Consider the following 26956-nt stretch of genomic DNA (forward strand, 5'->3'; position numbering starts at 1 on the left):
TTGGAACCTGGATTTTAACCTGGGCTGATTTGCTTATATGTCTAAAAGACGAAGCTAAAGCATCGTTTCCGAAAAAAATAAAAATTAGTTTTGAATTCTTTTGTTAGGATAATACGGAATGAGAATATTGGTCGTGCGTACAGACAAGCTAGGCGATTTTATAACAGCGTTGCCGGCAATGTATCTCCTTAAACAGCATAATCCTAAAAATAAAATCATAGCACTTGTCGCTCCTGTGAACAAAGCTTTGGCACTTACATGTAACTTTATAGATGAGGTTATTGTAGATGATGGAAGAAGCTCTGTTTTTTCACTTGCCAAAAAGCTCAAACATTCAGATATTGATGCATCAGTCACGCTTTTTTCAAATACAAGAGTGGCGCTTGCACAGTTTTTAGCAGGCATACCAACAAGAATTGCTCCCGCAACAAAAATAGCGCAGATCTTTTATAACAAACGAATAAAACAGAGACGCAGTGAAGTTAAAATGGCTGAGTTTGAATACAATCTTGCACTGACACAAACTCTTTTTCCGGATATTAAACTGCAATATCCAAAACCACTGCTTCAGTTTGATAATGCCCAAAAGGAGTATGAAAAGTTTTGCCAAAAGTATAATATAACAAAAGATGTTATAGCTTTTCATGTAGGTTTTGGCGGTTCTTCGGATGCCAACTGGAATTTGGATGAGTATGAAATACTGATTCGTGAAACCTTACATGTAAACAGGTATAGCGTAGTACTAACTTTTGGTCCGGATGAAAAAAGCCTAGAAGAAGAGATGCAAAAGCGTCTGCAAGATACTGATGCTATTTTTTATCTCTCAAATGACGGCATAGTAAATTTTGCAAGACTTATCAGCAGTTTTAAACTTTTTATCTCTACTTCTACAGGTACCTATCATTTGGCATCTTTAGCAGGAACCCCGACGATGACATTTTTTGGTGACTCAAAGTTTGCAAGTGCGCAGAGATGGAAAGCCGTTGGGGATGAAAAACTGCAAACACATTATATGTTGCCGAGTGATAAAGCCAAGCGTGCAGAGATGTTTGAAGCAGTGAAACATGATTTGCTAAACGTATAAAAATATTCAGGCATACACCAGCCGGCACTGAAGTACCGGTTCTGAGAAACACTTTGGAACTCAGACTTTTAATGCTAAAGCATAACTTGGAAAAAAACTAAATTTTTTCTGTAGTCTGGGCTGAAAATGGCAAGAAAGTTCTAACAGCCGGCACTGCAGTACCGGTTCCGAGAAATATTTTGGAATCGGTACTTTAGTGCCGACCGGGTTTTTTGTTTTTTTGTTCTTTATTGAGTTCATAGAGTTTGATATATTTATAAAAATTCGTCACCATATGCGAACAGGCGATGACAAGTCCCACATAGCCGTCTCGAAATCCCTGTTTGAAAAAATAGGTTTTAATGAAAGAATAGGCTCCGTTAAAGAAAGCTTTTGCCGGAGAAGAACTTTTTTTTCCTGCATTGTTTTTTGCAAAAAGAGTGGAGTAGGTGTTGGCTTTGTTTATAAACTGCTCTATGCTCTGGTAGCTGTAATGCAGTACGTTGCCGTCTAAAATCTCTGTATGCAAACCCTCTGTGATGATGTCTTCATGGACATCATTGTCATTATACTTTGTGACGGTTCTATTGTAGAGGCGTTTGATTTTTTGATTGTTCCAGCCACAGTGTTTGACTTCTATATTTTTGTAAAAAGCTCGAAAATTTAGAATATAGACAGTGTGCGCATCAAGCTTTTTTTGTTGCAGTGTCTTTTCAAAGTATCATCGATGACTTCATCGCTGTCGATGATGAGAATCCAATCATTTTTGGCAAAACCTGCCGCTCTGTTCTTACTCCAGCCAAAACCTTTAAATTCGCCTTGGACTAAGTTTACATTTGAAAACTGTTTTGCAATCTCCATTGTTTTGTCAGTAGAACCGTTGTCATACACCACAACATCTTCAAATTCGCGCAGAGATTGGAGTGTTTTTTGTATAGTTGCTTCGTTGTTTTTTGCTAATACGACAGCAGAGATATTACCAATCAATTTCTTTTCCTTTGAGTCGTTTTTTGAAGTTTTTTCGTCTTTTGTTTTGAACAGAATACTCTATAACCTTTTGTACAAAATCTTCTTTGACTTTGCGGTGTTGCATATACTCCTGCGCAATGATCCGTAAATCTGCATTGCTTGCCCAGAGTTTTGCAAAGCTTTTTGCTCTTTTATTTTCATTTAGGGAACAAAAATCCATGCGGTTAACATCTACTATTTTAAATATATAGTTTTCAGCTTCTTGTTTGATCAAAATATTTCCCGGAGAATAGTCATTGTGAAATATACCGGCATTATGCAGTTGCAGACTGAAGCGGGCAAAGGCTTTTAGAATTTTTTCTCTTTTTGGAAAATTTCTATCGAGTAAAGGTTCTCGGATTGTAAAATCATAATCAAATTTTTTTGCCACAAAATAACTCTCAGCCAGAAGTCCCTGTCTGTAAAACTCAATATACCCGATAGGTTCAGGTGCAAAATTGCCTACTTTTATGGAGTTGTCATACGATTTTTTTGCTTTTGAATCCCGAAAACAGGTATAAAAAATGCGACGAAAGAAGTTTGGAATTTTAAAAGATTTGACAACAGTCTGTATCTCTTTGTAAGAAATTATTTTTAGTTCATTGCGGGCTTTGTGAATAGAGTTTTTGTTATCCCTGAAATATTTTTGCATGTGCAGCAAAAAATCTTTAAACTCATTTTCAAAAGACGGATTTAGTTTGTATTTCATAGAACTCTCATAAATAATTTTGTATAATAAAAATAATTATACAAAAAAAGGCATTAGCTTGAAGTTAAATTTTAGAAGAGGCAGTGCATTTGCATCTCAAAAAGCACGAGAATATTTAAAAGACAAAAAACCGCAAGATATAAAAAGTATAACAGTTATCCGTCATGCGGCTATCGGCGACTTTATGAACATACGTCCTTTTTTGATAGAACTTCGTAAATTTTTCCCCAATGCAAAAATTACTTTAAGTGTTGTAAAACATTATATGTACGGCATTCCAGAGGATCTGACAGATGCATTACATGTAATGAGCAGATATAAAGAAGATGGTTCAAAAACAGGACTTCTTACGCGGATAAAAGAGGCAAAAGAACTGCCTCCTCAGGATATTATATTTGATTTGACAGACAGTACTTTGAGCCTTTTACTGGTTTTTTTGTCTCAGGCAAAATTAAAAATAGGTTACCCGTATAGAACTATCAGAAGAATGTTTTTTGATATAGCGACACTCAGAAGTGATTTTGTTGTGGAGGCTGTTTCTGTGGAACATATGCTCAATATTTTAGGGGCAAAAACAGAGTTTCCGCTTCATTACGGATTGGAAAAACTATACCCGAAAACAGAGGATCTCAAACAAATCGTTTATTTTGCCGGTGCTTCGACAAAAAGCAAGTGTTGGGAGGAAGATAAGTTTCGGGAGTTAATTGCAAAGATGTCCCAAAACTATCAGGATTATGATCATGTTATTCTTCAAGGTATCGGCAAAGATGAAAAATTTTATGAAATTTACGAACCGCTCAAAGAGAGAAAAAACATAAAACTTCAAGAAGTTATGCCCATAAAAGAAGTAATGCACTTTTTGGCAAACAGTCGATGCCTTGTTTCTAATGACACCGGTGTACGAAATATGGGCATTGCATTGGAGATTCCGACAGTAGGCATCTTTTTTCATATACCGCCGTTTCGGTATTGGCCACGCGAAGAGAAGCATGACTGTGTTTTTAATGTTGAATATACCTCACCGGAAGTTGCGGATGTGTTCGCCGTTACAAAACAACTCATAGACAAACTGTATGAAAAATAAAAATATTTTGGAATTGTGTCTGGCACACGGACTGGGTGGGCTTGAAATGTTTGTGGCAAGTTGTTATGAAGAGTTTTCTAAAAAGACTACATGTAAAGTGGTTGTAGCACCGCAAAGCAAACTTGATGACTATCTTGATATCAATGACAAATTTTATCTTAAACGAAATAAATTTTTTCCATTTATACCGGCTTTGCAACTGGCTAAATATATAGATGAAAATGACATTGATATAGTACATTTTCACTGGAGTAAAGATATCGTAACGGCTGTTTTGGCTAAAGTACTGAGCAGAAAAAAACCAAAGCTGGTGCAGAGCCGACATATGGGAATGACACGATTTAAAGATGATTTTTACCATAAATGGCTTTATAAAAATATTGATATGATACATGCGGTAACCCTGCAGGTGAAAAAACAGCTTGAAAAGTTCATTCCTGCAGAAGTAAGACCGCAACTTGAAATGGTCTATCTTGGCGTAAAAACTCCGGAGACAGATGCAGATAAAGTGGCGCAATTGCGACAAAAATATCAACTTAAAGATGCTTTTGTTGTCGGAATTGTCGGCAGAATAGAAAAAGGCAAAGGACAGTATAAAGTTTTAGAAGCTGTCGTTGGTTTAAAAGATGCAAATCTAAAAGCAGTTGTTGTGGGAGCTTTTATGGATGATAATTATGCACAGGAACTGCAGGCGTATGTAAAAAAGTTGGGCATAGAACAACAAGTGATTTTTACCGGTTTTACAAAAGATGTGAACGAACATATGCAACTTTTTGACGTGAATGTGCTTGCCACAGAAAACGAAACCTTTGGCCTTGTAGTCATTGAAGCGATGGCAAACAGAATTCCGGTCATAGCTACATGCAAAGGGGGGCCATTGGAAATTATAGATGAGGGTGTGGATGGACTGCTGTTTGACGGAAGTGTAGATGACTTGGGAGAGAAAATCCGATTTTTATATAATGATTTACATGTAAAGGAAGGAATTGCTCAAGCAGCTTTTAAAAAAGTAAAAGAAAAGTTTGATTATACTGCACAGCTTGAGAAACTCTACAGAGTAATAAGATGAAAAAATTTACACTCCTTCAGAAGCTCCGCAATAAAATAAGAATCAAAGGCAGCGTCGTTTTGTCGCTTTCAAAAAACGCAAAAATTACCAACTGTGATATTTCCATAAAAGGAAAAAATAACAGCCTGACTATTGAAGACGGTGTAACGATACGATACACACAGATAGAAATTTTAGGAGACAACTGCTCCATACATATAGGTAAAAATACTATTGTGGGTCACGGTTGCTATCTCTCAGCAAAAGAAGGCAAAAAATTAATTATTCGGGATGAGTGTATGTTGTCTAGAAATGTGAAAATTATGACTTCAGACGGGCATTTTATTTATGTCGACACTGCTGTTATCAATGAAGGTAAAGACATTGCAGTAGGCAAACACGTCTGGCTTGCTGATAACGTTACTGTTTTGAAAGGAGTAGATATAGGGGACGGGAGTGTGTTAGGCATCAATGCTACTGTGACAAAAAATATTCCTGCTTTTTCTATCGCTGTCGGAAATCCGGCTGTTGTTGTGAAAAAAGGTATCACGAACTGGATGCATTAATGATTCCAACTTATATTTTCTTTTAAAATTTCAGCAGGATTGCCTGCAATAATACTTTTTTTCGTAGTGAAAGATTTTGTAATTGTTGTATTTGCACCGACAATACAGCCATCCGGAATTACAGACCCTTTGAGTATCAAACTTCTCGCCCCTATCCAGACATTATTGCCAATAGTGATTTTTTTATCTTGATTGATAACAGTATGCTGCGCATTATAAATAGCATGCTGGTCGGTATCCATAAGGATACTTTGCCACGCTATCATAGTGTTGTTCCCGATTTCAATCTCTTTTGCACAGATTATGGTGGCGTCACCGGTGATATCAAACCTGTCTCCTAAAGTAAGGTTTCCGCTGACCATTATTTTTGCACCTACGCCAATTTTTGTTTTGCCCTGAAAATGAATCTTTCCTGTAATTTTTAAAATAGTGCGTTCATAAGCATAATCCATCATATCTGTTCCACCAAAACCTATGCGAACAATGCCGGTTTTTACTTTGGAAAGTTGCACTTTTCCAGATAACGAACGCAGTTTTGTTTTACGGGAAACTATTATAGGCAGAAGAACTGCCTGTGAAAGTGGCAAAAGTCTCAGGTTGACATAAATACTTTTTGGAAGTCCTGCAGTATATCGTATGAGTTTTACTATTTTGTCAATGTTCATGATTTTGTAAGCACCTCTTTATTTATCTGAAAAGTGTACACAAATAAAATTAAAAAAGGTATAATTAGTGTATGAAAAATAGTAATCCTTTTTTATCCATAGTCGTTCCCTGTTATAATGAAGAAGATGTTATAGATGTATTTCTGAACAAAATTTTCTCTGTTTTGGCGTACACCGGTGAAGATTTTGAAATAGTCTTTGTAAATGACGGGAGTCGTGACAGTACTTTGTCTGTGCTCAAAGAAAAATCCAAAGAGTATGACAATGTACGAGTAATAAATCTCTCAAGAAACTTTGGCAAAGAGGCGGCACTTACAGCCGGGATTGATGCATCCAAAGGGGAAGTTGTCGTTCCTATAGACGTTGATTTACAAGATCCGCCTGAGTTGATACTTGATTTTATCAAAAAATACAAAGAAGGCTATGATGTGGTCGTTGGTAAGCGTGTCGATCGTACAACAGACAGTGTTGCCAAACGTATCAGTGCCGAATTTTTTTACAAAATTCATAATAAAATTTCAGATATTGAGATTCCTCATAATGTCGGTGATTACAGATTAATGTCACGACGGGTGGTTGAAGAACTGAAAAAACTGCCTGAGAGTCAGCGTTTTATGAAAGGGCTTTTTGCCTGGCTTGGGTTTAAAACGGCGGTTGTTGAGTACAAAAGAGATGCGCGTATTGCCGGAGACAGTAGTTTTAACGGCTGGAAGTTGTGGAACTTCGCGCTTGACGGTATCACGAGTTTTTCAACGGCACCGCTTCGTGTGTGGCTATATATAGGTTTGGGGCTTGCTTTTATCTCTTTTATTTACGGTTCATGGATTATCTTAAAAACGCTTTTGTTTGGCGCAGATACTCCCGGGTATGCTTCTATGATTACGGTTGTACTCTTTTTAGGCGGTATTCAGCTGATGGGCATAGGCATACTCGGCGAATATATCGGCAGAATTTATGTAGAATCAAAAAACCGACCGATTTATATAGTAGAAGATGAATATTAAAAGTCATATACTTCAGTTGGCAAAATACGGCTTTTTTGGAGTCATAGCAACGCTTGTGCATCTTTTGACTGCCTGGGCAATTATTTACTTTTTTGCGGCCTCTGTTTTTGTTGCCAATACCTTTGCATTTTTTACGGCGTTTGTCTTTTCTTATGTTTTTCAGACGCTTTATGTATTTCACAGCACTTTTCATTTTAAAAAATTTATGAAATTTTTTTTGGTGCAGTATGGAACTTTTTTAGCTTCGTATTTTCTTTCCGATGCTTTTCCCGTACAAAACAGTTATTTGCACACACTTCTCATAGTTGCTATAATGCCGTTTATAACATTTGTTGTTCATAAGTTTTGGACATTTAAATAATTTTTTTGTCAATGCCATTAAGTTAAGAAAATTAATGCTTTTTCGGAACCGGTACTTCAGTGCCGGCTGTTGCAATAGTCTTTCCACTCTCAGTCGGCACTAAAGTACCGATTCCGATTAAATGGCTTTGTGCTCTTTTCAAGTTTAAAGTTTAGGTTGCAAATATTTAAAAAAGGAAGTTGATTTGTTTTTAGAAAAAAGATTTAAAATTATTCAGATAAGTTTACTTGTTTTGGGTCTGTTTTTGGCATGGTTTTATGCACAGCACCAAATCCTCACCGGTGATCAGACGCAAATGCTTTATAAAGGATATATGGGGGCATATAAACATGTCTGGATAAATTACGGAAATGCCGCAAGTGCGGTCGGTAATGTACCTGGGAGTATGATTTCGTATGTGGTAGCACTGCCTGTGATGCTTTATGATTCTCCGATGTCACCGATGCTTTTTTTGATATTTTTGCATCTTGCTTCTTATTTTCTCTTGGACAGTGTGCTCAAAGATATATACAAAACAGATGTTCGTTTGATCTTTTTGGTGCTGTACTGGCTCAATCCCTGGTTTTTATTTGAAAACATTTTATACAATCCGTCATATCTTTTTTTCTTTTCTGCCCTGCATATTTGGACTGCCTACAAACAGCGTGAGAAAAGTTCTTTTGTTTATTCTTTTTTACATGTAACAGCTATAGGGTTGGCGTTGCAGTTTCATTATTCGTGGATTATACTTGCGCTTATTTCACTCTATCTGCTTTATAGAAACATGGTAAAAGTAAATTGGTACGGCGTGTTTTTTGGAACGCTTGTTATTGGTATCTCTTTGGTGCCTTATTTGCTGACCGTGATGCAAAACAGTGCAATAATCCATCATGCTGATGATACGGGACGGTATATAGGCTGGGGCGGTGTGCATGTCTATCCTGTTTTAAAATCTTTTATCTACTGGTTGCGATACGGTTCTTTTTTCTTTCCAAACAAGCTCATTGCCAGTGCACATTTTGACTGGCTGGGGGCTTCGCATTTTGTGCAGATGATTTTTGTGTATGGGTATAAAGCACTTGTTTTTTCAGTAGGTGCTTTTACAATTTACATATCTTACAAAGCAAACAGATATTTTTACACACTTGTCAAAGAAAAATTATTTACAAGACATCAACCCATAGAAACAAAACAGGAATGGCTGCTTCTGTATGTGTTTGGTGCACTTGTCGGGGTGTTTGTCAGTTCTGTTTTGTCGCCGATTATTTTTAGCTACTGGCACCTTATCATTGTTTTTCCTTTTGCCATTCTTCCTGTTGTGATTTACCTTAAAGAATATGGACAAAAGTATATGACAAAAATATTAATTTTTATCATGTTGTATTTTACTTTTATCAACATAATGGGTGCGTTAGACAGTCGAAAATACTCTATCAATACCAATTACATCCAAGATACTGAAGCGTATATCAAAAAGAGTGTCATTCAATAGGTGTTGGCTTTAAATATAAAATGAAAATTAGATTTCATTCGAAACTCACATGCTTTTATGAGTTCTTCAACACTTTTTGGAGATAATCCAATGAATTATTGACAGAGGGAAGCAACAGATGGAATTAGACTTCGCAAAATTTACAAAATACTCCAAGCCGGGACCAAGATATACCTCGTACCCTACAGCGTTGGAATTTAATGATGCCTTTGGTTATGACGAATATATAAAAAAACTGCAAACACAGGACTCTTCTCGTCCTTTGAGCCTTTATTTTCATTTACCATTTTGTAAAAATGCCTGTTATTTTTGTGGGTGCAATGTTGTTTTTACCTCAAAAGAAGATAAAATGATTCGGTATATGGAGTATCTCAAGCGTGAACTGAAAATTCTTTCAGAGCATTTGGATTGTAAGCGAGACGTGATTCAAATGCATTTTGGCGGAGGTACGCCTACTTTTTTTTCTGCTGCACAACTAGATGAAATCATAACTGAAATCAAGTCCTATTTTCCGAATTTTGTCGCAGATGCAGAGATTTCCTGTGAAATAGACCCGCGCCATATCAATGAAGAGCAAATGCGTGTGATGAGTGAACACGGATTTAACCGTGTAAGTTTTGGTATTCAGGATTTCAATGAAAAAGTGCAAGTTGCTGTGCATCGCGTCCAGCCGTACAATATCACAAAAGATGCAATGGATCTGGCACGCAAATACAATATGGACTCAGTCAATGTTGACTTGATTTACGGGCTGCCTTTTCAAACACTTGATACATTCAAAGAGACGCTTTCGTTGGCATTGACGTTAAATCCTGACAGGTTTGCGGTATTTAACTATGCACATGTGCCATGGCTGAAAAAGACAATGCGCAAGATAGATGAAACAACACTGCCGCGTCCTGATGAAAAACTGCAGATTATGCAGTACACAATTGACTTTTTAACAAACAACGGGTATAAAATGATAGGTATGGATCATTTTGCGAAACCAGAAGATGAACTTTTTAAAGCCATAGACAAGGGTGAGTTGCATAGAAACTTTCAAGGCTATACCACCAAAGGCGGAGCAGACTTGATTGGAGTAGGACTGACTTCCATCGGAGAAGGAGTTGATTACTATGCTCAGAATTTTAAAGATATGCCTTCGTATGAAGCAGCAATTGATGCAGGCAAACTGCCGTTTGAACGGGGAGTGGCTTTGAGTGAAGATGATATGATTCGCCAGCATGTCATTATGGAACTCATGAGTAATTTCAAGCTTGATGTTAAAAGATTTGAAGCCATGTTTGGGTTGGAATTTAAAAAGTATTTTGAAGATGCACTTTTGGATTTAAAACCTTTTATGGAAGAAGAATTAATAACAATGAATAATGAGTATATAGAGTGTTCCCCAACAGGCACCCTGCTCATTCGAAATATTGCCATGCCTTTTGATGCCTATATGAAGCGTCATGCCGGCAGTGACAAAACATTTTCAAAGACGGTGTAAGTATGAGTAAAAAACCAGAAGATATTTTTAATTTTAATGAGATTGCTGATGATTGTGTCAAATGCGGGAAGTGTATTCCTGTGTGTACCATTCATAATGTCAATGCGGATGAGGTGACTTCTCCACGTGGATTTATAGACCTTTTGGGCGCATACAAACGCGGAAATCTGGAGCTGGACAAGACGGCAAAAGATATATTTGAGAGCTGTTTTTTATGTACGGCCTGTGTTGAAGTGTGCCCCAAGTCACTGCCGACAGATATGATAATAGAGCAGGTGCGCAGTGACATTGCACAAAAATTCGGTATAGCATGGTACAAAAAAGCCTTCTTTTTGCTTCTGCGTCACAGATGGCTCAATGACATTGCATTTAAGCTTGGGTATACCTTTCAGACCTGCGGATTTAAAATCAAAGATGATATTAATTCTATGACATCACGCTTCAATCTGCCGATTATAAAATCTGACAGATTGATGCCGAGTTTGACAAAAACATCTTTTTTAAATTCTCATCCTGAAAATATAAACAACGGCGGAAAGCGAAAAGTAGCTGTTTTTATAGGCTGTTTGGCAAATTACAATTACAAAAACATAGGAGATTCTCTTTTAGAAATTTTAGAAGTGCTTGAAATTGATGCATTTTTGGCAAAAAGTCAAAAATGCTGTTCTGCGCCTGCGTATTTTACAGGTGATTTTGATACAGTTGATGCAAATGCAAAGTTTAACATAGAATACTTTGAGAGTTTTACCAAAGATGTTGAGGCTATTATCGTTCCTGAAGCTACATGCAGTGCAATGCTCAAGATAGATTATGAACACTATTTTCATGACCAGCCGGAATGGAAAGCCCGTGCCAAAGCGGTTATGGAGAAGGTTTTTATGGCTACGGAGTGGCTGCAGCACCATACCCATTTGGAACATCTCCTGGCATCCAAGAAAAAAGCAGGTCCGATAGTAACCTACCATGACCCCTGTCATGCGAAAAAGATGCAGGGCATTCACGAAGAACCGAGAAATCTGATTCGCCAAAACTATAAAATAGTGGAAATGAGTGATCCGAATTTATGCTGCGGATTTGGCGGTGTGACCATGCAGACAGAAAAGTATCATTTTGCAAAAGCTGCAGGTGTGCCAAAAGCGGCCATGATTAAAGAAACAAAGGCGGAGATTGTCAGTGCAGAGTGCAGTGCCTGTCGTATGCAGATAAACAACTCTATGCACAATGCTGGGGTTGAGACGGTTTTTAAAAATCCGATTGAACTTATAGTAGAGGCGTTAAAAGAGTAGTATGAATCATTTTGTCTGGAACGCTGACCCTATTTTACTTTCATTTGGACCCTTACAGGTACATTGGTACGGGCTGTTGTTTGCTGCAGCGATACTTTCGGGTCTGGAGTTTATGAAATGGGTTTATCGTTTGGAAAACAAAGATGAAAGCACGATTGAACCGCTTTTTTTGTATGCGGTCGTCGGAATAGTTATAGGAGCAAGACTCGGTCATGTCCTGTTTTATGATCCGGATTATTATCTGGCACATCCTATGAAGATTTTTGCCGTATGGGAAGGCGGATTGGCCTCTCACGGTGGTGGACTGGGTGTTTTGATTGCTCTGTATTACGGATGTAAAAAGTATAAAACAGACTTTTTATGGCTGATTGACCGGCTTGTAATCCCCACGGCACTTTTTGGTTTTTTTGTCCGCATGGGAAATTTTATAAATTCCGAAATTATAGGCAAACCGAGTGACCTGCCCTGGGCTGTTGTCTTTAGCAGGGTGGATATGATTCCAAGACATCCTGTGCAACTCTATGAGGCTTTGTCGTACCTTTTTATCTTTTTTGTATTGACATTGATTTATAAAGGAAACTATAAGAAGCTGCAAAAGGGCTTTTTGTTTGGGCTTTTTCTTGTGTTGGTTTTCAGTGCAAGATTTTTAATTGAATTTGTCAAAGTTCGCCAAGCTGATTATTCATTAGGAATTGATTTGACAACCGGGCAGCTGCTTAGTATTCCCTTTTTGATTGTAGGCATTGGCCTAATGGCGTGGAGTTATAAAAAGAGTCAAAAGGTTTAAGCCTTAATATCTCTTTTAGAATCCAGACTTCAGTCTGGACTATGCGTCTTTAAAGACTAAAAGGTGAAGCAAAAACAAAGCAGTTTACCTGTCTGAATAATGTTTCTTTTTTTCCTTTTCAACAGATTGTTTCCAAAGAAAGTTTACTAAGAAGTACCCTGCAATGGAACCAAAAACAGAATAGATCGCAGTACCAAAATAAAGAGGTATAAAAATATTGTCTAAGTTGTTTGAAAACCATTCAAGTGTCATTTGTACAGGTTCCGGTTGTATGCCAAGCAAAAATGAACCGGTCAGGTACTCCATATAGTACATTGGAGGCATTGTCAAAGGATTGCTCAGCCAACACATGGCAAGAGCTACGGGTACATTGAATTTTATAAAGGGTACAAAAAGCAAAACGGCTGCCATCTGCATAGGCATAGGAATAAATGCTATAAAGAGACCTATAAGTACACCGCGTGAAATCATTTTACGGTTTGTTGCAAGATACTCTGGGGGTATTTTATATTTTTTTATTAAATCTCTGAGTTTTTTATGTTTGGAGGTTTTTTTTAAAGTTTTTCTTATCATCTCTGTACTTGTTTTATATAAATTATATTTGACCACGATTATAGCAGGAGAGAACTTATAAACAGCAGTGAAAAATGTTTTAGTGCAGGTCTGCACTCGGTTTGTCTATATAATAACCCTGTGATTTGTTTACACCCATTTTTATGAGTTTTTCATGTATCTCTTTCGTTTCAACATATTCTGCTATTGTTTTTATATTCATCTCTTTGGCAAAGGAAATAATGACGGAGGTCAAAACTTCTGAACTTTTGTTGTTTAGAATGGATTTGATAATACTGCCGTCTATTTTGATGAAATCTGCCTGCAGTTTCATAAGGTATTCAAAGTTTGAGTACCCTGTGCCAAAATCATCTATGGCAATACGGCATCCGTAGGATTTCACTTTCTTTATAAAGCGTTCAACGGTGTCAAAGTTTTTTATACTTTCACTCTCGACAATTTCAAAAATAACTCTCTTCCCTATGCCATAGTTTTGCAGCATTTGAAAAATATATTCATTCATATTGTGATCCAGAATATCTTCAATGGTTAAATTAATGGAAAAATCATAGGTATTGTCTTTAAAAGCTTCAAAACTCTTTCTGATCACAATTTTTGTCAGTTTTTTATAAAGTTTGGCTTTTTTTGCAATTTCCAAAAAGTGCCATGGTGTAATAATATTGCCTTTCTTGTCTACAAGCCGTATCAGTGATTCGTATTTGGTAACTGTACGCGTTTTGTTATCCATAATAGGTTGAAAAAACATAACAATTCTGTTCTCAAGGATGGCATCTTTTATCTCCTGAATCCATTTTAGATTATTTTCATATTCTTCGTTGAGTGAGGCTTCATCACTGTAAAAAACGATATTTTTTGACTCTTTTTTTGCAAGTTTGAGTGCCATATTTGCAGTTGGCAGGAGAAGTTCTGTTTCTTCAAAAGAGATGCCGACGGTTATGTTTAAATAGATATCATGGTCTTCAATTGTAAGAGGATGTTTGTGTATCTCCTCTATAAGTTTTGTGAGATTATTTTTGAGTGTGTCGCGGTTTTTCTCTTTGGAGAGTAAAACAAACTCGTCTCCGCTGAGTCTGAACAGTTTGCATTCCGGATTCTTTTTAAGATTTTCCTGCAAAAATTCAGAAAATTTTATAAGAACCTTGTCTCCGAATTTTTCACCATAAAGATCATTGATCTGACTGAAAGTATCTATGTTTATCAAAAGAAGCGAGAAATTGTGTATCTCCTTTTTTGCTTCTATCAGGGCCCGTCTGTTTGGCAAACCTGTCAGAGAGTCTGTGTAAAACATTTTGGTTAACTCATCCTGGGTATATTCCATGAGTTCATTGTGTTTTTCTTTGAGTTTTTCTTTTGTGTTGATATCTGTTTTGCGAATAAAATATTTGAGTAAAAGATATATACCGCACAAAGCGGCAGTAACATTCAAAAAGAAAAAAACTTCCTGTGCAAGCGGCGGTATGGTGTGATTGTAATGTGTAATCAGGAGAGGATCTATGATTACTGACAACACCACCAGGGCTACAAATGAATAGAGCCAGTACTGAGACTTTTGCTCTTTTTCATGAATAAGCGAGGCAATAGGGGCAAAAAATGCCCAAATCATGACATAGCTTCCCTGTGCGAAGCCTCCTAAGGTCCACATGAGCAGAAATGGTAAAATGAGGACCAGTAACATTTGGACTTTCTGAATGATTAGCAAATTTTTATTTCGCCTGTAACACCAAAGGTTTATAAATGAGACACAAGAGTAAAAAAGAGGGATGAGTGCCGGAATATACTGTTCAAAAGCGATATAAATAAGAGCCCAGACAAGGCTTATGGGCCCTATAATCATCGGTACTATAATAATAGATGCTTCTTTGAGTTCATCTTCACTGACCTGTTCAGTGTTAAGCAGTATATGTAAATAATGTTTATAGGCTTGAATCATTCGCTAACTTTTAATTTTTTGGTAATTATATCACAAAATTATCACAAGTATTGCTGAAACAGCTATTAAATTTTATTATCTGATTTATAAACAAAATGTGATACAAAGGGAAGAAAATATGCTAAAATTAGATATATTAATTGATTGAGGGAAGAAAATGTCATTTGAAAAGCTGGGAGTTTTTAAGCCGTTACTGGATGCTATAAAGGATTTGGGCTATACAGAGCCTACTCTGGTGCAAACAAGGGCTATCCCCTTGGTACTGGCAAAAAAAGATGTTTTTGCAACAGCACAGACGGGAACAGGCAAGACAGCCGCTTTTGTTTTGCCGATACTGCAAAAACTGAGAAAACCTGTACAGGGCAAAGGAGTCCGTGCTGTTATACTTTCTCCTACACGGGAGTTGAGTATACAGATACATGATGATATTACGGCTTTATCAAAATATATGGAGATTCGGACAACGATTCTGGTTGGCGGCAAAGATTTGCAAAAGCAGCGTGAAGCCTTGAAAAAGGGGACGGAGATTGTTATTGCAACGCCCGGACGTCTTTTGGAACATATAGAAAACGGTCTGAGCCTCAAAGATGTGGAAATCTTTGTGCTTGATGAAGCGGACAGAATGTTAGATATGGGTTTTACCAAAGATATTCGAAAAATTCATCCGCTTATGCCAAAGAGACATCAGACACTTCTTTTTTCGGCAACATTCAGTGACAAGGTACGCAGGCTCTCCAAACTGATTTTGACCAAACCGGCATTTATAGAAACAGCGAAGAAAAATACAACGGTAGATACAATCAATCAGGTGGCCTATCTTGTGGATACTGCAAGAAAAGCCGAGCTTTTGGCGTATCTCATCGGTTCAAGAAACTTTCCTCAGGTTTTGGTTTTTACAAGAACAAAAGCAAGTGCCGACAGACTTTTTGAGGAACTGCAAAAAGACGGACTAAAATGTGGGATTCTTCACGGAGACAGAACAAAAGCAAACCGCTTAAAAACACTCAAGCAGTTTAAAGAGGGTAAAACAAGAGTATTGGTGGCAACCGACATTGCTTCACGTGGTTTGGACATAGAAGAGTTGCCTTATGTCATTAACTACGAACTGCCTTCAATTCCTGAAGATTATGTTCACAGAGTCGGTCGTACGGGGCGTGCAGGACGTGAAGGTGAGGCAATTTCTCTCATTGATATTTATGAAAAATATGACATAAAAGATATAGAAAAGCTTATAGGACAAAAAATTCCTCAAGAAGTGGTAGAAGGTTTTGAACCGGACCCGACGATACGAAGAAAAGATGTGGATGAAGTCAAACTCAAAGCAGAGCATAAAAAGCCTGAAAGTAAAAGAATTCGTCACTACAGTAAAAATACCACAGGCATACAGACGAAACGAAATCCGAAAAAGCGTAAGACAACCAAGAGAGACTAGTCTAAAATATCGGGCAGAGGCTTTCCTATATGATAGCCCTGGAGCATATCAATCCCAAGTTCTATAGCCTTGTTTTGTATCGTCTCGTCTTCTATATACTCAGCAATGGTTATAAGGTCAAGCTCTTTTGCCAAATTGATAATATTTTTAAAGAGTTTTTCATAATGTATGTCTGATGCAATATATTTGACTATGGAACCGTCAATTTTAAGATAATTGAGATTCAGTTTAATGACATTTGAAAGATTGGAATATCCGCTTCCAAAATCATCCATGGCAATTGTGATCCGGGCATCTTTTGCTTTTTGTATAAATTTACAGAGTGCATCAAAATTGTCAAACTCCTCACTTTCTAAAATTTCCAAGGTTAACTGCCGGGCAATATTTTCTTGGACCGCCTGCGTAAAAATGGCTTCGCAGAATTCTGAATTTTGAATATCCAAAGCGGAAATATTAAAAGAAAAGCTTAAAGAAGGGTTCTTTTTGGCTATTTGAATAACCTGTGTAAACATTTGCAGAGAGAGTTTATGATAAAGAGGTGTCTTTTTGGCTACATCCAAAAAATACCATGGAGCAACAATCTCTCCGTTTTGTCTCTCTAGGCGCATAAGTGTCTCATATTTGATGATTTTGTGCTGTTTGACATCATATATGGGTTGCAGATAGCTGTAGACCTTGTTATATTGCAGGGCATAATCTATATCATCCAAAATACGTTTGTTTTTTTTGTTGTGATTCATATTTTCATGATACAGGGCTAAGAGCATATTGTGTTTTTTTGCAAACTTCAAGGCTATTTCGGCATGAATAAATGGATTGGAACTTTCAACAACTTCTCCTATGCCGGCTTTCATACTGAGTGTAGTTTTGTATCCCTCATAGGTAAATTTTTGGTGATGCAAAGTAGAGAGTATATCTTCTGTTTTTTGCATAAATGCTTTTACCGGCATTGTCTGTGTGTTGACTATGCAAAACAAGTCTGCATGGAGTTTATACAGTTTCAGGTCCAAAGAGATATTTTTTTGCAGCAGTTTTGCAACATATTTCAGATATTCATTTCCGTAGGCATAACCGTAAATATCATTCAGCATACCAAAATGTTCAATATCCAAAATGGCAATAAAAAAGGGAATGTCATTGTGTTTTTTAGCTAAGTCATAAACAAGTTTTTTGGCATTTTCAAGCTGCGTAAGTGCATCAACATTGTAAGCCTTTTCAATTTCGTCTGTTTTTTGTGTCACAATACTGTTTAAACGTTTGACAACGATGAAGTTGAAAAACATATAAAACAGAATGATAAAAAATACAGGGACAATCAAATACAGAATTTTACTTAAAAGTATATGTTTGAGTGTGATGATGTCCTCAATATTGTAATCGGCACCGACAACATATTTTTTACCGTTTTTTGTCTGTTTAAGGATGTAGACACTGTAAAAGTCTCCCCATTTGTCTTTTGAATGATTAAAAAGAGGTTGGTTGAAGTTTGCAGTGTTAAAAAGCTCTTGCAGTTGTGGGTCTGTATATGTATCAAAAGAGTAGATGTCACTGCTGTTTTGTTCCAAATCTTTTTCTTTGGCACTTGAACTTGAAAATCTGATGATATTGTTTTTATCCCGGACGAAGGAGTATACATACGCAAGATGGGTATTACGGATAAACTGAGTAAGATTTTTAATATTTTCAAAATCTTGTGCATACGAAGGTTTCTTTGCAAGCAAATTATCATCATGGTAGGTACTTTTAAGAATCAAAGGGACACTGTTTGCACCATGGAGCAGTTCTTGTTTAATATTTGCATGCAAGGCTTTTTCGGCCGTACTGTAAGAATATAATCCGTAAAGAAAGAAAAAGAGTGTGTATATGAGGATAAAAACAAGTAAGTTTTTGAAATTTATTAATTTTGAATTGAACATGTGGAATTATATTGTATAAAACTTTCTTATACTTTAAAATTAATGAATTTTCATGGAAAATTTAAGTAAAATATCAGTATTAAAAATGAAAGAGTAATAATGAATACAGAAGTAAAAGCAAAATATCTAAAAGATTATAAAAAGCCCGCCTATGCAATTGAAAGTGTTGATTTGTTGTTTGAATTATTTGAAAAAGAGACACTTGTGACAAATACTATGCAGATAAAAAAAATAGATGCAAGTGTGAATGATTTAACTCTTGATGCTGTGAATCTGGAACTTTTAGAGCTTTCTTTAAACGCCTTAAAGTTGCAGGAGAGCCGTTATATTATCGAAGAGGAACACCTGACTGTTCTCAATGTTCCTGATGCATTTGAGATAAAAATAAAAAACAAAATATATCCGCAAGACAATACAGAACTTGAAGGGCTGTATAAATCAGGCGATATTTTTTGTACCCAGAATGAGCCTGAGGGATTTAGAAGTATTACACCTTTCCTTGATCGTCCGGATATCATGAGTCTGTTTACAACGACGATTTTTGCAGACAAAAAGAAGTATCCTGTTTTACTCAGTAACGGCAACAAAATTAAATGTCATGATGATTTCAATGAACGCCATGGGGTAACCTGGCAGGATCCGCATCCAAAACCTTCGTATCTTTTTGCGCTTGTGGCAGGGCATCTTGGCAGTATAAGTGATGAATTTACAACAATACAAGGCAATAAAGTCGCATTGAATATTTACTGCGATTTGGGAAATGAGCAGAAGTGTCATCATGCCATGCACTCGCTGAAAGCCTCTATGAAATGGGATGAAGAGAAATACGGGCGTGCCTATGATTTGGATATATACAATATTGTAGCGGTTGACAGTTTTAACATGGGTGCAATGGAGAACAAAGGACTCAATATTTTTAACTCCGCCTATGTACTGGCAGATACCGATACAGCCACTGATGCCAATTTTATGGGAATAGAGTCTGTGATAGCGCATGAGTATTTTCACAACTGGACAGGAAACCGCATTACATGTAGAGACTGGTTTCAACTCACACTCAAAGAGGGACTGACAGTTTTTCGCGACCAGTGCTTTTCAGCAGATATGAATTCAGTACAGGTGCAACGCATTGAAGATGTAAAAGCACTCAGAGAAAGACAGTTTGTCGAAGATGCTTCCCCGACACGCCATCCTATTCAGCCGGAGTCTTATATATCTATGAACAATTTTTATACGGCTACGGTCTATGAAAAGGGTGCAGAAGTGATACGCATGGTTTATACACTTTTGGGTGAGAAAAACTACAGACAGGCAATGGATTTGTATTTTGAAACCTTTGACGGACAGGCGGTTACCACTGATGACTTTTTATGGGCGATGCATCAATGCGGTGATTTTGACTTGGAACTTTTTAAAAGATGGTACAAACAAAGCGGTACACCGCGTTTACATGTAAAGGAGTCGTTTGAAAACGGGACATATAGCATATTATTAACACAAAAAGTTCCAGATGATGTTGATGGAAAAAAACAAAAGCCTTATTATTACCCTTTAAAGATGGGGCTTTTAGATAGAGATGGTAATGAGATTTTGGCAGAAACTTTGATAATATCGAAAGAAAGTGAAACTTTTGTATTTGATAATTTAAAAGAAAAACCGGTACTTTCGATAAACAGGGATTTTTCTGCACCGATAATTGTAGAACAGGAAGAAAACAACTATGCCTTTTTAATGAAGTATGATACAAACAGTTTTACGCAGTATGAGGCAACACAGAATTTTGCACTCCGGACAATCAATGAAATTATAGAGTCGAATGCAATCAATAATGATTTTGTAGATGCCTATGGACATTTGCTTGATTTGGATGTCGACTTGTCTTACAAAGCACTGCTTTTGGAACTGCCGTCTGTTTCAGCAATTATGCAACTGCAAAAAGAGATAGATTTTGACGTGATATATGATGCACAGGATCAACTGTTGTTGCATATAGCGCAAAAATACAAAGAGAAGTTGTTAGATATTTATAAGCAAAATCATCTGCCTGCATCAGGAAGTTTAGCAGCAAAACATATTGCAAAACGAGCTATAAAAAACAGAGCATTGAAAATTCTCTCTATTTTGAAAAATAGTGAGGTCGCAGAGTTGGCACAAAAGCAGTATGAAGAATCACTTACGATGACTGACCGTATTGTTGCTTTGGATGTTTTGGAAAACTTACATGTATCGTATGCTGAAGTTGCACTGCAGGATTTTTATAACAGATATAAAGATGAAACACTCGTCATGAACAAATATTTTGCAATTTTGGCATCTTCGAGCCGTTATGATGTGCTCGAACGTGTTGAAAAACTTCAAAGAGACAAAGTATATGATGAAAAAGTACCTAATCTTGTCCGCTCTTTAGTCGGTTCTTTCGCGCGAAACCATAAACATTTTCATGCCAAAGACGGAAGCGGGTATAAATTTCTGGCTGACAAAATCATAGAAATAGATAAAATTAATCCGCAAATAGCTTCAGGGCTCTGCGGTGCTTTTAAAGTCTGTGATAAAATGAACAAACATAATCAAGAACTGATAAAAAAAGAACTCTCGCGTGTAATTTCTACACAGGGGCTTTCAAAAAACAGTTTTGAAATTATTGATAAAATATTAAAATAAACTTAATTTGTGGAGTTACTGTTTTTACAAATGCCCTGTTTTAGGCATTTTCAGGCTGTTGTGTCTTTTGCTTTTAAAATTTATCTAAAAAAGAAAGAAAATCATGTGATAACATTGTGATATTATTTTGATAAAGTTACCAAGAACTTAAATTATAGAGGAAAATTATATGGCAAGATTAGTTGTATTAGGTGGTGGTGTTGCTGGTCATACAACAGCTACATTCGCTGCAAAATGGTTAGGCTCAGATCATGAAGTTGTTGTTATCACTCCAAATGCCAAGTGGAACTGGATTCCGTCAAACATCTGGGTGGGTGTCGGCCAAATGAAAAAAGAGGATGTGACATTTGATTTAGCGCCTGTTTATGCAAAAGCCGGTATTGATTATCGTCAGGCAAAAGCGCTCTCTTTAAATCCGGAAGGTTCGCAGTCAAGTGATAAACCTTTTGTGACTATTGAGTATACAAGTGCTGACAAAGCAGGACAGACTGAAAATATAGAGTATGATTATATTGTCAATGCGACAGGACCAAAGCTGAATTTCGGAGCTACTCCGGGTTTAGGCGAAGGTAGTCAATTGGGTGAGCATACTGTTTCTGTCTGTACAGCTGACCATGCAGTCCATGCTTCAGAAAAATTAAATGAAGCCATTGAAAAAATGAAAGGCGGTACCCGTCAAAAATTCCTAATAGGAACAGGACACGGAATGTGTACATGTCAGGGGGCTGCATTTGAGTATATTTTCAATATTGAGCATGAATTAAGAAAAGCCGGTGTGCGTGACATGGCAGATATGAAATGGATTTCCAATGAATCTTTTTTAGGTGACTTCGGTATGGGCGGACTGCATATGAAAGTTGGCGGCTATGTTGTTTCTTCCAAACTGTTTGCAGAATCCCTTTTTGCCGAAAGAAATGTTGACTGGCTTATCGGTGCACATACAAGTAAAGTAGAAGCCGGAAAAGTTGAGTATGAACTGCTTGACGGTTCAACTGGTGAAGAAGAGTTTGATTTTGCAATGCTTATTCCTCCTTTTGCGGGTGTTGGTTTAAAAGCCTACAACAAAGCCGGTGAAGATATTACTGATACGGTATTTGCTCCAAACGGCTTCATGAAAGTGGATGCGGACTATACGCCAAAGCCATACGAAGAGTGGAAAGCAAGTGACTGGCCAAGAACATACCAAAATCCTACTTATAAAAATATGTTTGCTGCAGGTATTGCTTTTGCTCCGCCACATCTTATCTCTAAACCGATGAAATCACCAAACGGAACACCGATTAATCCGACGCCTCCAAGAACGGGTATGCCTTCTGGTATTATCGGAAAAGCGGTTGCACACTCTGTTTGTGATATGATTACAAAAGGCGAAAATGCCCACCTGCATGAAGCGTCAATGGCTGAAATGGGTGCTGCCTGTGTTGCAAGTGCCGGAAAAGGTTTGTTTGACGGGACTGCGGCTGCTATGACAGTCTATCCTGTTGTTCCTGATTTTGAAAAATATCCGGGAACAGGGCGTGATACAGACTATACATTTGGTGAAATAGGTCTTGCTGGACACTGGATTAAACATATTTTACACTATCTGTTTATCTATAAAGCAAAACTAAATCCAGGTTGGACATTAATTCCAGAATAAAAAAGAGGAGATATTATGAGCGAAGTAAAACATGTTGAAGAAGAGGTAAATTTTCAAAAGAATGATCAGTTTACATTAACAATGATACCGGGGGCATTTGCTAGAAAAATGCGTACGTGTGTAATCTGGCAGTTTATCAGATTTATAATAATCAATATAAAAATGATTATAGTTGTAGGTAAAAGTCATTAACAAGAAGAGTCTTGAAATTTTATTCAAGACTCTTTCGTGTATAAGGTATAAAAAATAATGGTAAGAGAGATTATAACGCATCCTACGCCCCTGAGTATAGAATACGCTGTAGACATAAGAAAATTTGATGATGAATTGTTTGCCTTGATAGAAGATCTCAAAGATACTATCAATGAAAATAATTTGGATGCTTTGAGTGCTTATCAGATAGGGAGTTACTATAACCTGATTATTGTAAAAGATGATGAAGGGAAGCTGATAGAGATGATAAACCCCCGGTTGATAAACCATAAGGGTACTGTCACGGCTACAGAATCAACGCTGTACTATCCTGGAAAAACAGCACAGATACAACGGTTTGAAACTATCAGCGTTGTTTATCAAGACAGAAACGGAAATGATAAATCACTGCAGGCAAGTGGAAATTTTTCTGTAAGAATTCAGCGAAAAATAGACTATACCTTTGGCGCTACTTTTGTGCAAAAAATGTCCAAAGAAGAAAAAGAGAAGTTTGAAAAAAATTTAGAAAATGGTATAAATACTACAAATGCCGATTACTGTCCTACGGTCTTTTTCAGAGACAAAATTTTGAAACTCATAAATGTCGTTATGTTTTTTATGCTTCTTCCGCTTGTAGCATCTTTCTTTATTGATAAGGAGCAGACGTTACAGACTTTATGGACATATCAACTTTATACGATATACGGAGTCCTCGGGTTAAACATAGTTTACTTTTTTTATGCTCAGTATGAAGGAAAACTTTATGTCGCATGCAGTAGTTGCCAATTGGGCAATATTGTCGGAACAACTGCAATATCTTTGGTGAAACTGTTTGTCATTACAGTTGCGTCATACTTTTTGTTACATGTAGGATAATGGTATAACAATGAAAGAAGGCAGCATCCATTTAAGAGCAGTAAAAGGCGTATTTGTATCTTCAAAGTCAGATATATTACAGCAATGGATATTGTATGCTTCTGTAAAAGAGATCCTTCATTTACATAAGATAGATGAAAAAGAATTTATAGAAAAATATGCCAGCGGTGTATTTGACTACTTTATGGGTGTAATCGCGGGTGAGAGAGATATCGGTGACTGTCCTGTTATGCAGGAGTTTTTGGCCTATTTGAAACATCGTGAAATCAGTGCTGACGAGCTGTTTGAGATATGCAGTAATTTTCGTCGTTCTATGGTAGAGTTCACTTATGATGCGAAAATAAATTCAAAAGAGATCTTTGAAGAGATTTCTTATATTTTTGATAAAAATTTTAAAGGTATTTTAAAGTATTATACAGACAGTATTTTTCAAAAGCTTATTGACGCAAGACAGGAAGCACTGCGTGCTTCTCAGGCAAAAGAGTACTTTCTTTCCAATATGTCTCATGAAATTCGCACGCCTTTAAATGCTATTTTAGGGTTTGTAAACCTTTTGATGGATGAAGATATAAGCAATAAACACAGAAATTATTTAGATATTATATTAAGCAGCGGCGAAAACTTACTGAGTATTATCAATGATATTTTGGACTTTTCAAAACTGAGAAGCGGTGAGTTTACGATTGAACCAAAGATTTTTTCTCTGCATGAAGAGCTGAGCCATACGATGGAGCTTTTTGTAGCCAGTGCAAATTCAAAAAATATTACCATTACTTCATTTATAGATCCTCGTATTCCAAAAGAGTTGTTTGGCGATGTCCTTCGAATTCAACAGATAGTCTCAAATTTTTTAAGTAATGCCATAAAATTTACACCCGACGGCGGTGTGATAAAGGTTGAAGCAAGCTGTCATGACAACCAACTGAAAATCAGTGTAACAGACAACGGAGTCGGCATAAACGAAAAAGATATGGAAAGTATATTTGTAGCATTTACACAGGCACAGTTTAGCCAAAACAACAACAAAGAGGGAACGGGTCTGGGTCTGTGTATATCACACCAGCTTGCAGAGTTAATGAATGGAAGTGTTCATGTAGAATCACAGGTGGGAGAGGGCAGTACCTTTTGGCTGGATATTCCTGTTGCAGTGCAAAATAATGAGTGTCAGGTATTTAAAGATATCAGCGATTTTCAGAAACTAAAAATGGTACTTTATGCAAAAGACAAAGTTTTGGATTTCCGACATGAATCCTTTTTGAAGTATGCTGAAATTTTTGCGATGAACATCAGTGTTGTAGAGACGCTGGACTGCGAGTTTGACATATGTATATTTGTACATGAGACATGTGACATAAACATACAAAAAGAGATTATCTACTCTGGGAAAAAATATATAGCACTTATGAGCAAAGAGTATGATACATATGAACACTATGCGCACATCAAAGCGATGAGTTTTCCTCTGTATTGTTCAAAAATTCATAAACATTTCAATGAGCTGCTCAACCCTGAATTATCATTAATTCATAATAAAAAAATATCCAATAGATTTAAGGGACATATCCTGGTTGCTGAGGACAATGAGGCAAACCAGGAATTAATGAAGATTGTCCTCAACAGATATGGCTTGACATTTGATTTGGCTCACAATGGAAAAGAAGCGGTTGCACTGTATCAAAAAAACAAATATGATTTGATTCTTATGGATGAACAGATGCCTGTTATGAACGGAACAGATGCCGTCATTAAAATTATCGAATACGAGGAAAAAAACGGTTTAAGTCATACGCCAATCTCTGCCCTGACGGCCAATGTGTTAAAGGGGAGTAAAGAGAGAGATTTACTGAACGGATTTGACACATTTTTAGGGAAGCCTCTGGTTTTAAAAGAATTGGAACGTGTTTTTATGGCATATCTGAAACTGGATTCCTACAGTGTTATACAGGAAGATAAAACAGATATATCTTCCACTGACAACCAAAAGATTACAGGGTTGGATGCGAAGAAACTGATGAAAGAGTTGATGTTGAATGAAGATGAACTTATTATGCTTTTGACACTTTTTATCAAAAAAATGAAAACGACCCTGAGTGACTTGGCAAAAGCGGTTGCTGCAAGAGATTATAAAAAAACAGCACTTCTGGCTCATAGTATTAAAGGGTCAAGTGGAAATTTCAGAATTGAAATTTTACAAAAAAATGCAACTGAAATGGAAAGAATGGCAAAACTTGAAAATGCAGACTATAATTATGAGCAAACCCTGAAAGAAATAGAAGAAAAGATTGCATCCATTAAAATAAATTAATCTTCTATATAATAGCCAATTCCTGAGGCATTTTTTATAATGTCTGTTTCAAGTTTATTCCGCAGTCTCCAAACCAGTGTTCTGACGCTGTTTTCTGTAGCACCGTGCTCGTCCCAGACATAGTTCATTGCCTGCTCAAATGATACAACCAAACCAAGTTGGGCAACAAGAAGGCGTAAAAAAGCATTTTCTTTTTTTGTAAGCTTGATTTTTTTCCCTTTGTAAAAGGTTTCGCATATACTGATGTCAAGATGGTAATCACCACCCCCGAACGGAACAATTGGTTTGTCTTGTGAACGCTTGGAATAGAGTAATTTTTCCAGATTCAGTTTATCTACTTTGAGTGAATTGATATTCTCTTTTCTCTCATTTTCCTGTTGGTATTTGAACAAAGCCATTTGAATAGTTGCATGCAGAGATCCGGGGTCAAAAGGTTTTACAATATATCCATAAGGTTCAGTAAGTTTTGCCTGGGCAATAATGTCATCATCACTGTACGAAGTGAGATAAATAAAAGGAATATCATATTTTTCTTTTATAGTTTTTGCAAGTTCGATTCCGTCATTGCTTTCTTGTAAAGAGATATCAATAATAATGACATCCGGATTGTGTGTAGCTATTTTACTTTTTGCCATAGGAGCATTATCACACATCGCCACCACACTGTATCCGTGCTTTTGTAAAGACATATTTAAGTTAAGTGATGTGATTTCATCATCTTCGACTATTATTACTTTTTGTTTTTCCATGTTCTTTTCCTATATTAAAAAAAAGTGACCAATTTGTGATAAATTAAGTCTTTATTATATTATAACTTTTTGTTATTTACAACTAAATTCATATATTTTTAAGAAATTGTTACAAAATGATACTGTAGTTATGATATAGTTT

The 26956-nt window shown here is 36.7% G+C and carries 24 protein-coding genes; 16 read left to right on the forward strand and 8 right to left on the reverse strand.

Features of this window, described 5'->3' with window-relative positions; all coding sequences use genetic code 11:
• The first annotated feature begins 118 nt into the window (after positions 1-118).
• A complete protein-coding gene (locus MLC44_RS04430; RefSeq protein ID WP_434658610.1) occupies positions 119-1084 on the forward strand; it encodes a glycosyltransferase family 9 protein in 966 nt (321 codons plus the stop codon).
• A 193-nt stretch (positions 1085-1277) separates the two neighbouring features.
• Here MLC44_RS04430 and MLC44_RS04435 read toward each other — a convergent pair whose 3' ends face one another.
• The 3 genes from MLC44_RS04435 to MLC44_RS04445 form a co-directional block, all read right to left on the reverse strand.
• The gene (locus MLC44_RS04435) at positions 1278-1592 is read right to left on the reverse strand and encodes a hypothetical protein (protein WP_434658611.1); all 315 of its coding nucleotides are present in this window, start codon (positions 1590-1592) and stop codon (positions 1278-1280) included.
• Positions 1593-1726: 134 nt separating this feature from the next.
• Positions 1727-2050 (reverse strand): glycosyltransferase, encoded by a 324-nt coding sequence (locus tag MLC44_RS04440; RefSeq protein ID WP_434658613.1) that lies wholly within the window; start codon positions 2048-2050, stop codon positions 1727-1729.
• On the reverse strand, positions 2040-2780 hold the full coding sequence (locus MLC44_RS04445; protein WP_434658615.1) for a lipopolysaccharide kinase InaA family protein: 741 nt from the start codon (positions 2778-2780) through the stop codon (positions 2040-2042). Before MLC44_RS04445 ends, MLC44_RS04440 begins: the two co-directional genes overlap by 11 nt.
• 58 nt (positions 2781-2838) lie before the next feature.
• On the opposite strand from MLC44_RS04445, the gene MLC44_RS04450 reads away from it, so the two are divergent.
• From MLC44_RS04450 to MLC44_RS04460, 3 genes are read left to right on the forward strand one after another with little or no spacing between them, the layout of a single operon-like run.
• Positions 2839-3864, forward strand: coding sequence for a glycosyltransferase family 9 protein (locus MLC44_RS04450; protein WP_434658617.1), 1026 nt, complete (start codon positions 2839-2841; stop codon positions 3862-3864).
• Positions 3854-4933: a glycosyltransferase family 4 protein gene (locus MLC44_RS04455; protein WP_434658618.1), complete on the forward strand. Its 1080-nt coding sequence runs from the start codon at positions 3854-3856 to the stop codon at positions 4931-4933. Before MLC44_RS04450 ends, MLC44_RS04455 begins: the two co-directional genes overlap by 11 nt.
• Positions 4930-5478: an acyltransferase gene (locus MLC44_RS04460; RefSeq protein WP_346388503.1), complete on the forward strand. Its 549-nt coding sequence runs from the start codon at positions 4930-4932 to the stop codon at positions 5476-5478. The genes MLC44_RS04455 and MLC44_RS04460 overlap by 4 nt, the downstream gene beginning before the upstream one ends.
• Here MLC44_RS04460 and MLC44_RS04465 read toward each other — a convergent pair.
• Positions 5475-6143 carry an acyltransferase gene (locus MLC44_RS04465; protein WP_346388504.1) on the reverse strand — a complete coding sequence of 223 codons (669 nt, stop codon included), beginning with the start codon at positions 6141-6143 and terminating at the stop codon, positions 5475-5477. The two genes, MLC44_RS04460 and MLC44_RS04465, sit on opposite strands and share 4 nt — an antisense overlap.
• A gap of 71 nt (positions 6144-6214) precedes the next feature.
• On the opposite strand from MLC44_RS04465, the gene MLC44_RS04470 reads away from it, so the two are divergent.
• From MLC44_RS04470 to lgt, 6 genes are all read left to right on the forward strand, one after another.
• Positions 6215-7147: a glycosyltransferase family 2 protein gene (locus MLC44_RS04470; protein WP_151900756.1), complete on the forward strand. Its 933-nt coding sequence runs from the start codon at positions 6215-6217 to the stop codon at positions 7145-7147.
• A complete protein-coding gene (locus tag MLC44_RS04475) occupies positions 7137-7508 on the forward strand; it encodes a GtrA family protein (protein WP_434658621.1) in 372 nt (123 codons plus the stop codon). Before MLC44_RS04470 ends, MLC44_RS04475 begins: the two co-directional genes overlap by 11 nt.
• Positions 7509-7692: 184 nt before the next feature.
• Positions 7693-8979, forward strand: a complete 1287-nt coding sequence (locus MLC44_RS04480) for a 3-deoxy-D-manno-octulosonic acid transferase (protein ID WP_434658622.1) — start codon at positions 7693-7695, stop codon at positions 8977-8979.
• Between the two features lie 118 nt (positions 8980-9097).
• Complete coding sequence (gene hemN / locus MLC44_RS04485; RefSeq protein ID WP_434658624.1) at positions 9098-10468, forward strand: oxygen-independent coproporphyrinogen III oxidase; 1371 nt, start codon at positions 9098-9100, stop codon at positions 10466-10468.
• A gap of 2 nt (positions 10469-10470) precedes the next feature.
• Positions 10471-11754 carry a (Fe-S)-binding protein gene (locus tag MLC44_RS04490; protein ID WP_434658625.1) on the forward strand — a complete coding sequence of 428 codons (1284 nt, stop codon included), beginning with the start codon at positions 10471-10473 and terminating at the stop codon, positions 11752-11754.
• A gap of 1 nt (position 11755) precedes the next feature.
• Positions 11756-12541 (forward strand): prolipoprotein diacylglyceryl transferase, encoded by a 786-nt coding sequence (gene lgt / locus MLC44_RS04495; RefSeq protein ID WP_434658626.1) that lies wholly within the window; start codon positions 11756-11758, stop codon positions 12539-12541.
• A gap of 84 nt (positions 12542-12625) precedes the next feature.
• Here lgt and MLC44_RS04500 read toward each other — a convergent pair whose 3' ends face one another.
• Positions 12626-13114 carry a DUF2062 domain-containing protein gene (locus MLC44_RS04500; RefSeq protein ID WP_346388508.1) on the reverse strand — a complete coding sequence of 163 codons (489 nt, stop codon included), beginning with the start codon at positions 13112-13114 and terminating at the stop codon, positions 12626-12628.
• Positions 13115-13193: 79 nt separating this feature from the next.
• Positions 13194-15044, reverse strand: coding sequence for an EAL domain-containing protein (locus MLC44_RS04505; RefSeq protein WP_434658628.1), 1851 nt, complete (start codon positions 15042-15044; stop codon positions 13194-13196).
• Between the two features lie 157 nt (positions 15045-15201).
• On the opposite strand from MLC44_RS04505, the gene MLC44_RS04510 reads away from it, so the two are divergent.
• Complete coding sequence (locus tag MLC44_RS04510) at positions 15202-16476, forward strand: DEAD/DEAH box helicase (RefSeq protein ID WP_151900748.1); 1275 nt, start codon at positions 15202-15204, stop codon at positions 16474-16476.
• Here MLC44_RS04510 and MLC44_RS04515 read toward each other — a convergent pair.
• The gene (locus tag MLC44_RS04515; RefSeq protein WP_434658630.1) at positions 16473-18281 is read right to left on the reverse strand and encodes an EAL domain-containing protein; all 1809 of its coding nucleotides are present in this window, start codon (positions 18279-18281) and stop codon (positions 16473-16475) included. The genes MLC44_RS04510 and MLC44_RS04515 overlap by 4 nt on opposite strands.
• Before the next feature lie 210 nt (positions 18282-18491).
• Between MLC44_RS04515 and pepN the strand changes: the two genes are divergently transcribed.
• From pepN to MLC44_RS04540, 5 genes are all read left to right on the forward strand, one after another.
• Positions 18492-21053: an aminopeptidase N gene (gene pepN, locus MLC44_RS04520; protein WP_434658631.1), complete on the forward strand. Its 2562-nt coding sequence runs from the start codon at positions 18492-18494 to the stop codon at positions 21051-21053.
• A 169-nt stretch (positions 21054-21222) separates the two neighbouring features.
• The gene (locus tag MLC44_RS04525) at positions 21223-22692 is read left to right on the forward strand and encodes an NAD(P)/FAD-dependent oxidoreductase (RefSeq protein ID WP_434658633.1); all 1470 of its coding nucleotides are present in this window, start codon (positions 21223-21225) and stop codon (positions 22690-22692) included.
• Between the two features lie 15 nt (positions 22693-22707).
• On the forward strand, positions 22708-22884 hold the full coding sequence (locus MLC44_RS04530; protein WP_188109968.1) for a hypothetical protein: 177 nt from the start codon (positions 22708-22710) through the stop codon (positions 22882-22884).
• 57 nt (positions 22885-22941) lie between these two features.
• On the forward strand, positions 22942-23760 hold the full coding sequence (locus tag MLC44_RS04535) for a peptide deformylase (protein WP_434658635.1): 819 nt from the start codon (positions 22942-22944) through the stop codon (positions 23758-23760).
• 10 nt (positions 23761-23770) lie between these two features.
• On the forward strand, positions 23771-26065 hold the full coding sequence (locus MLC44_RS04540) for a hybrid sensor histidine kinase/response regulator (protein WP_418641192.1): 2295 nt from the start codon (positions 23771-23773) through the stop codon (positions 26063-26065).
• Here the strand turns inward: MLC44_RS04540 and MLC44_RS04545 are convergent.
• A complete protein-coding gene (locus MLC44_RS04545) occupies positions 26062-26814 on the reverse strand; it encodes a response regulator transcription factor (protein ID WP_151900742.1) in 753 nt (250 codons plus the stop codon). The genes MLC44_RS04540 and MLC44_RS04545 overlap by 4 nt on opposite strands.
• Between the last annotated feature and the right edge of the window lie 142 nt (positions 26815-26956).

Source organism: Sulfurimonas sp. NW9 (genome assembly GCF_051132275.1).
In the GTDB taxonomy this organism is placed as follows: Bacteria; Campylobacterota; Campylobacteria; order Campylobacterales; family Sulfurimonadaceae; genus Sulfurimonas; species Sulfurimonas hydrogeniphila.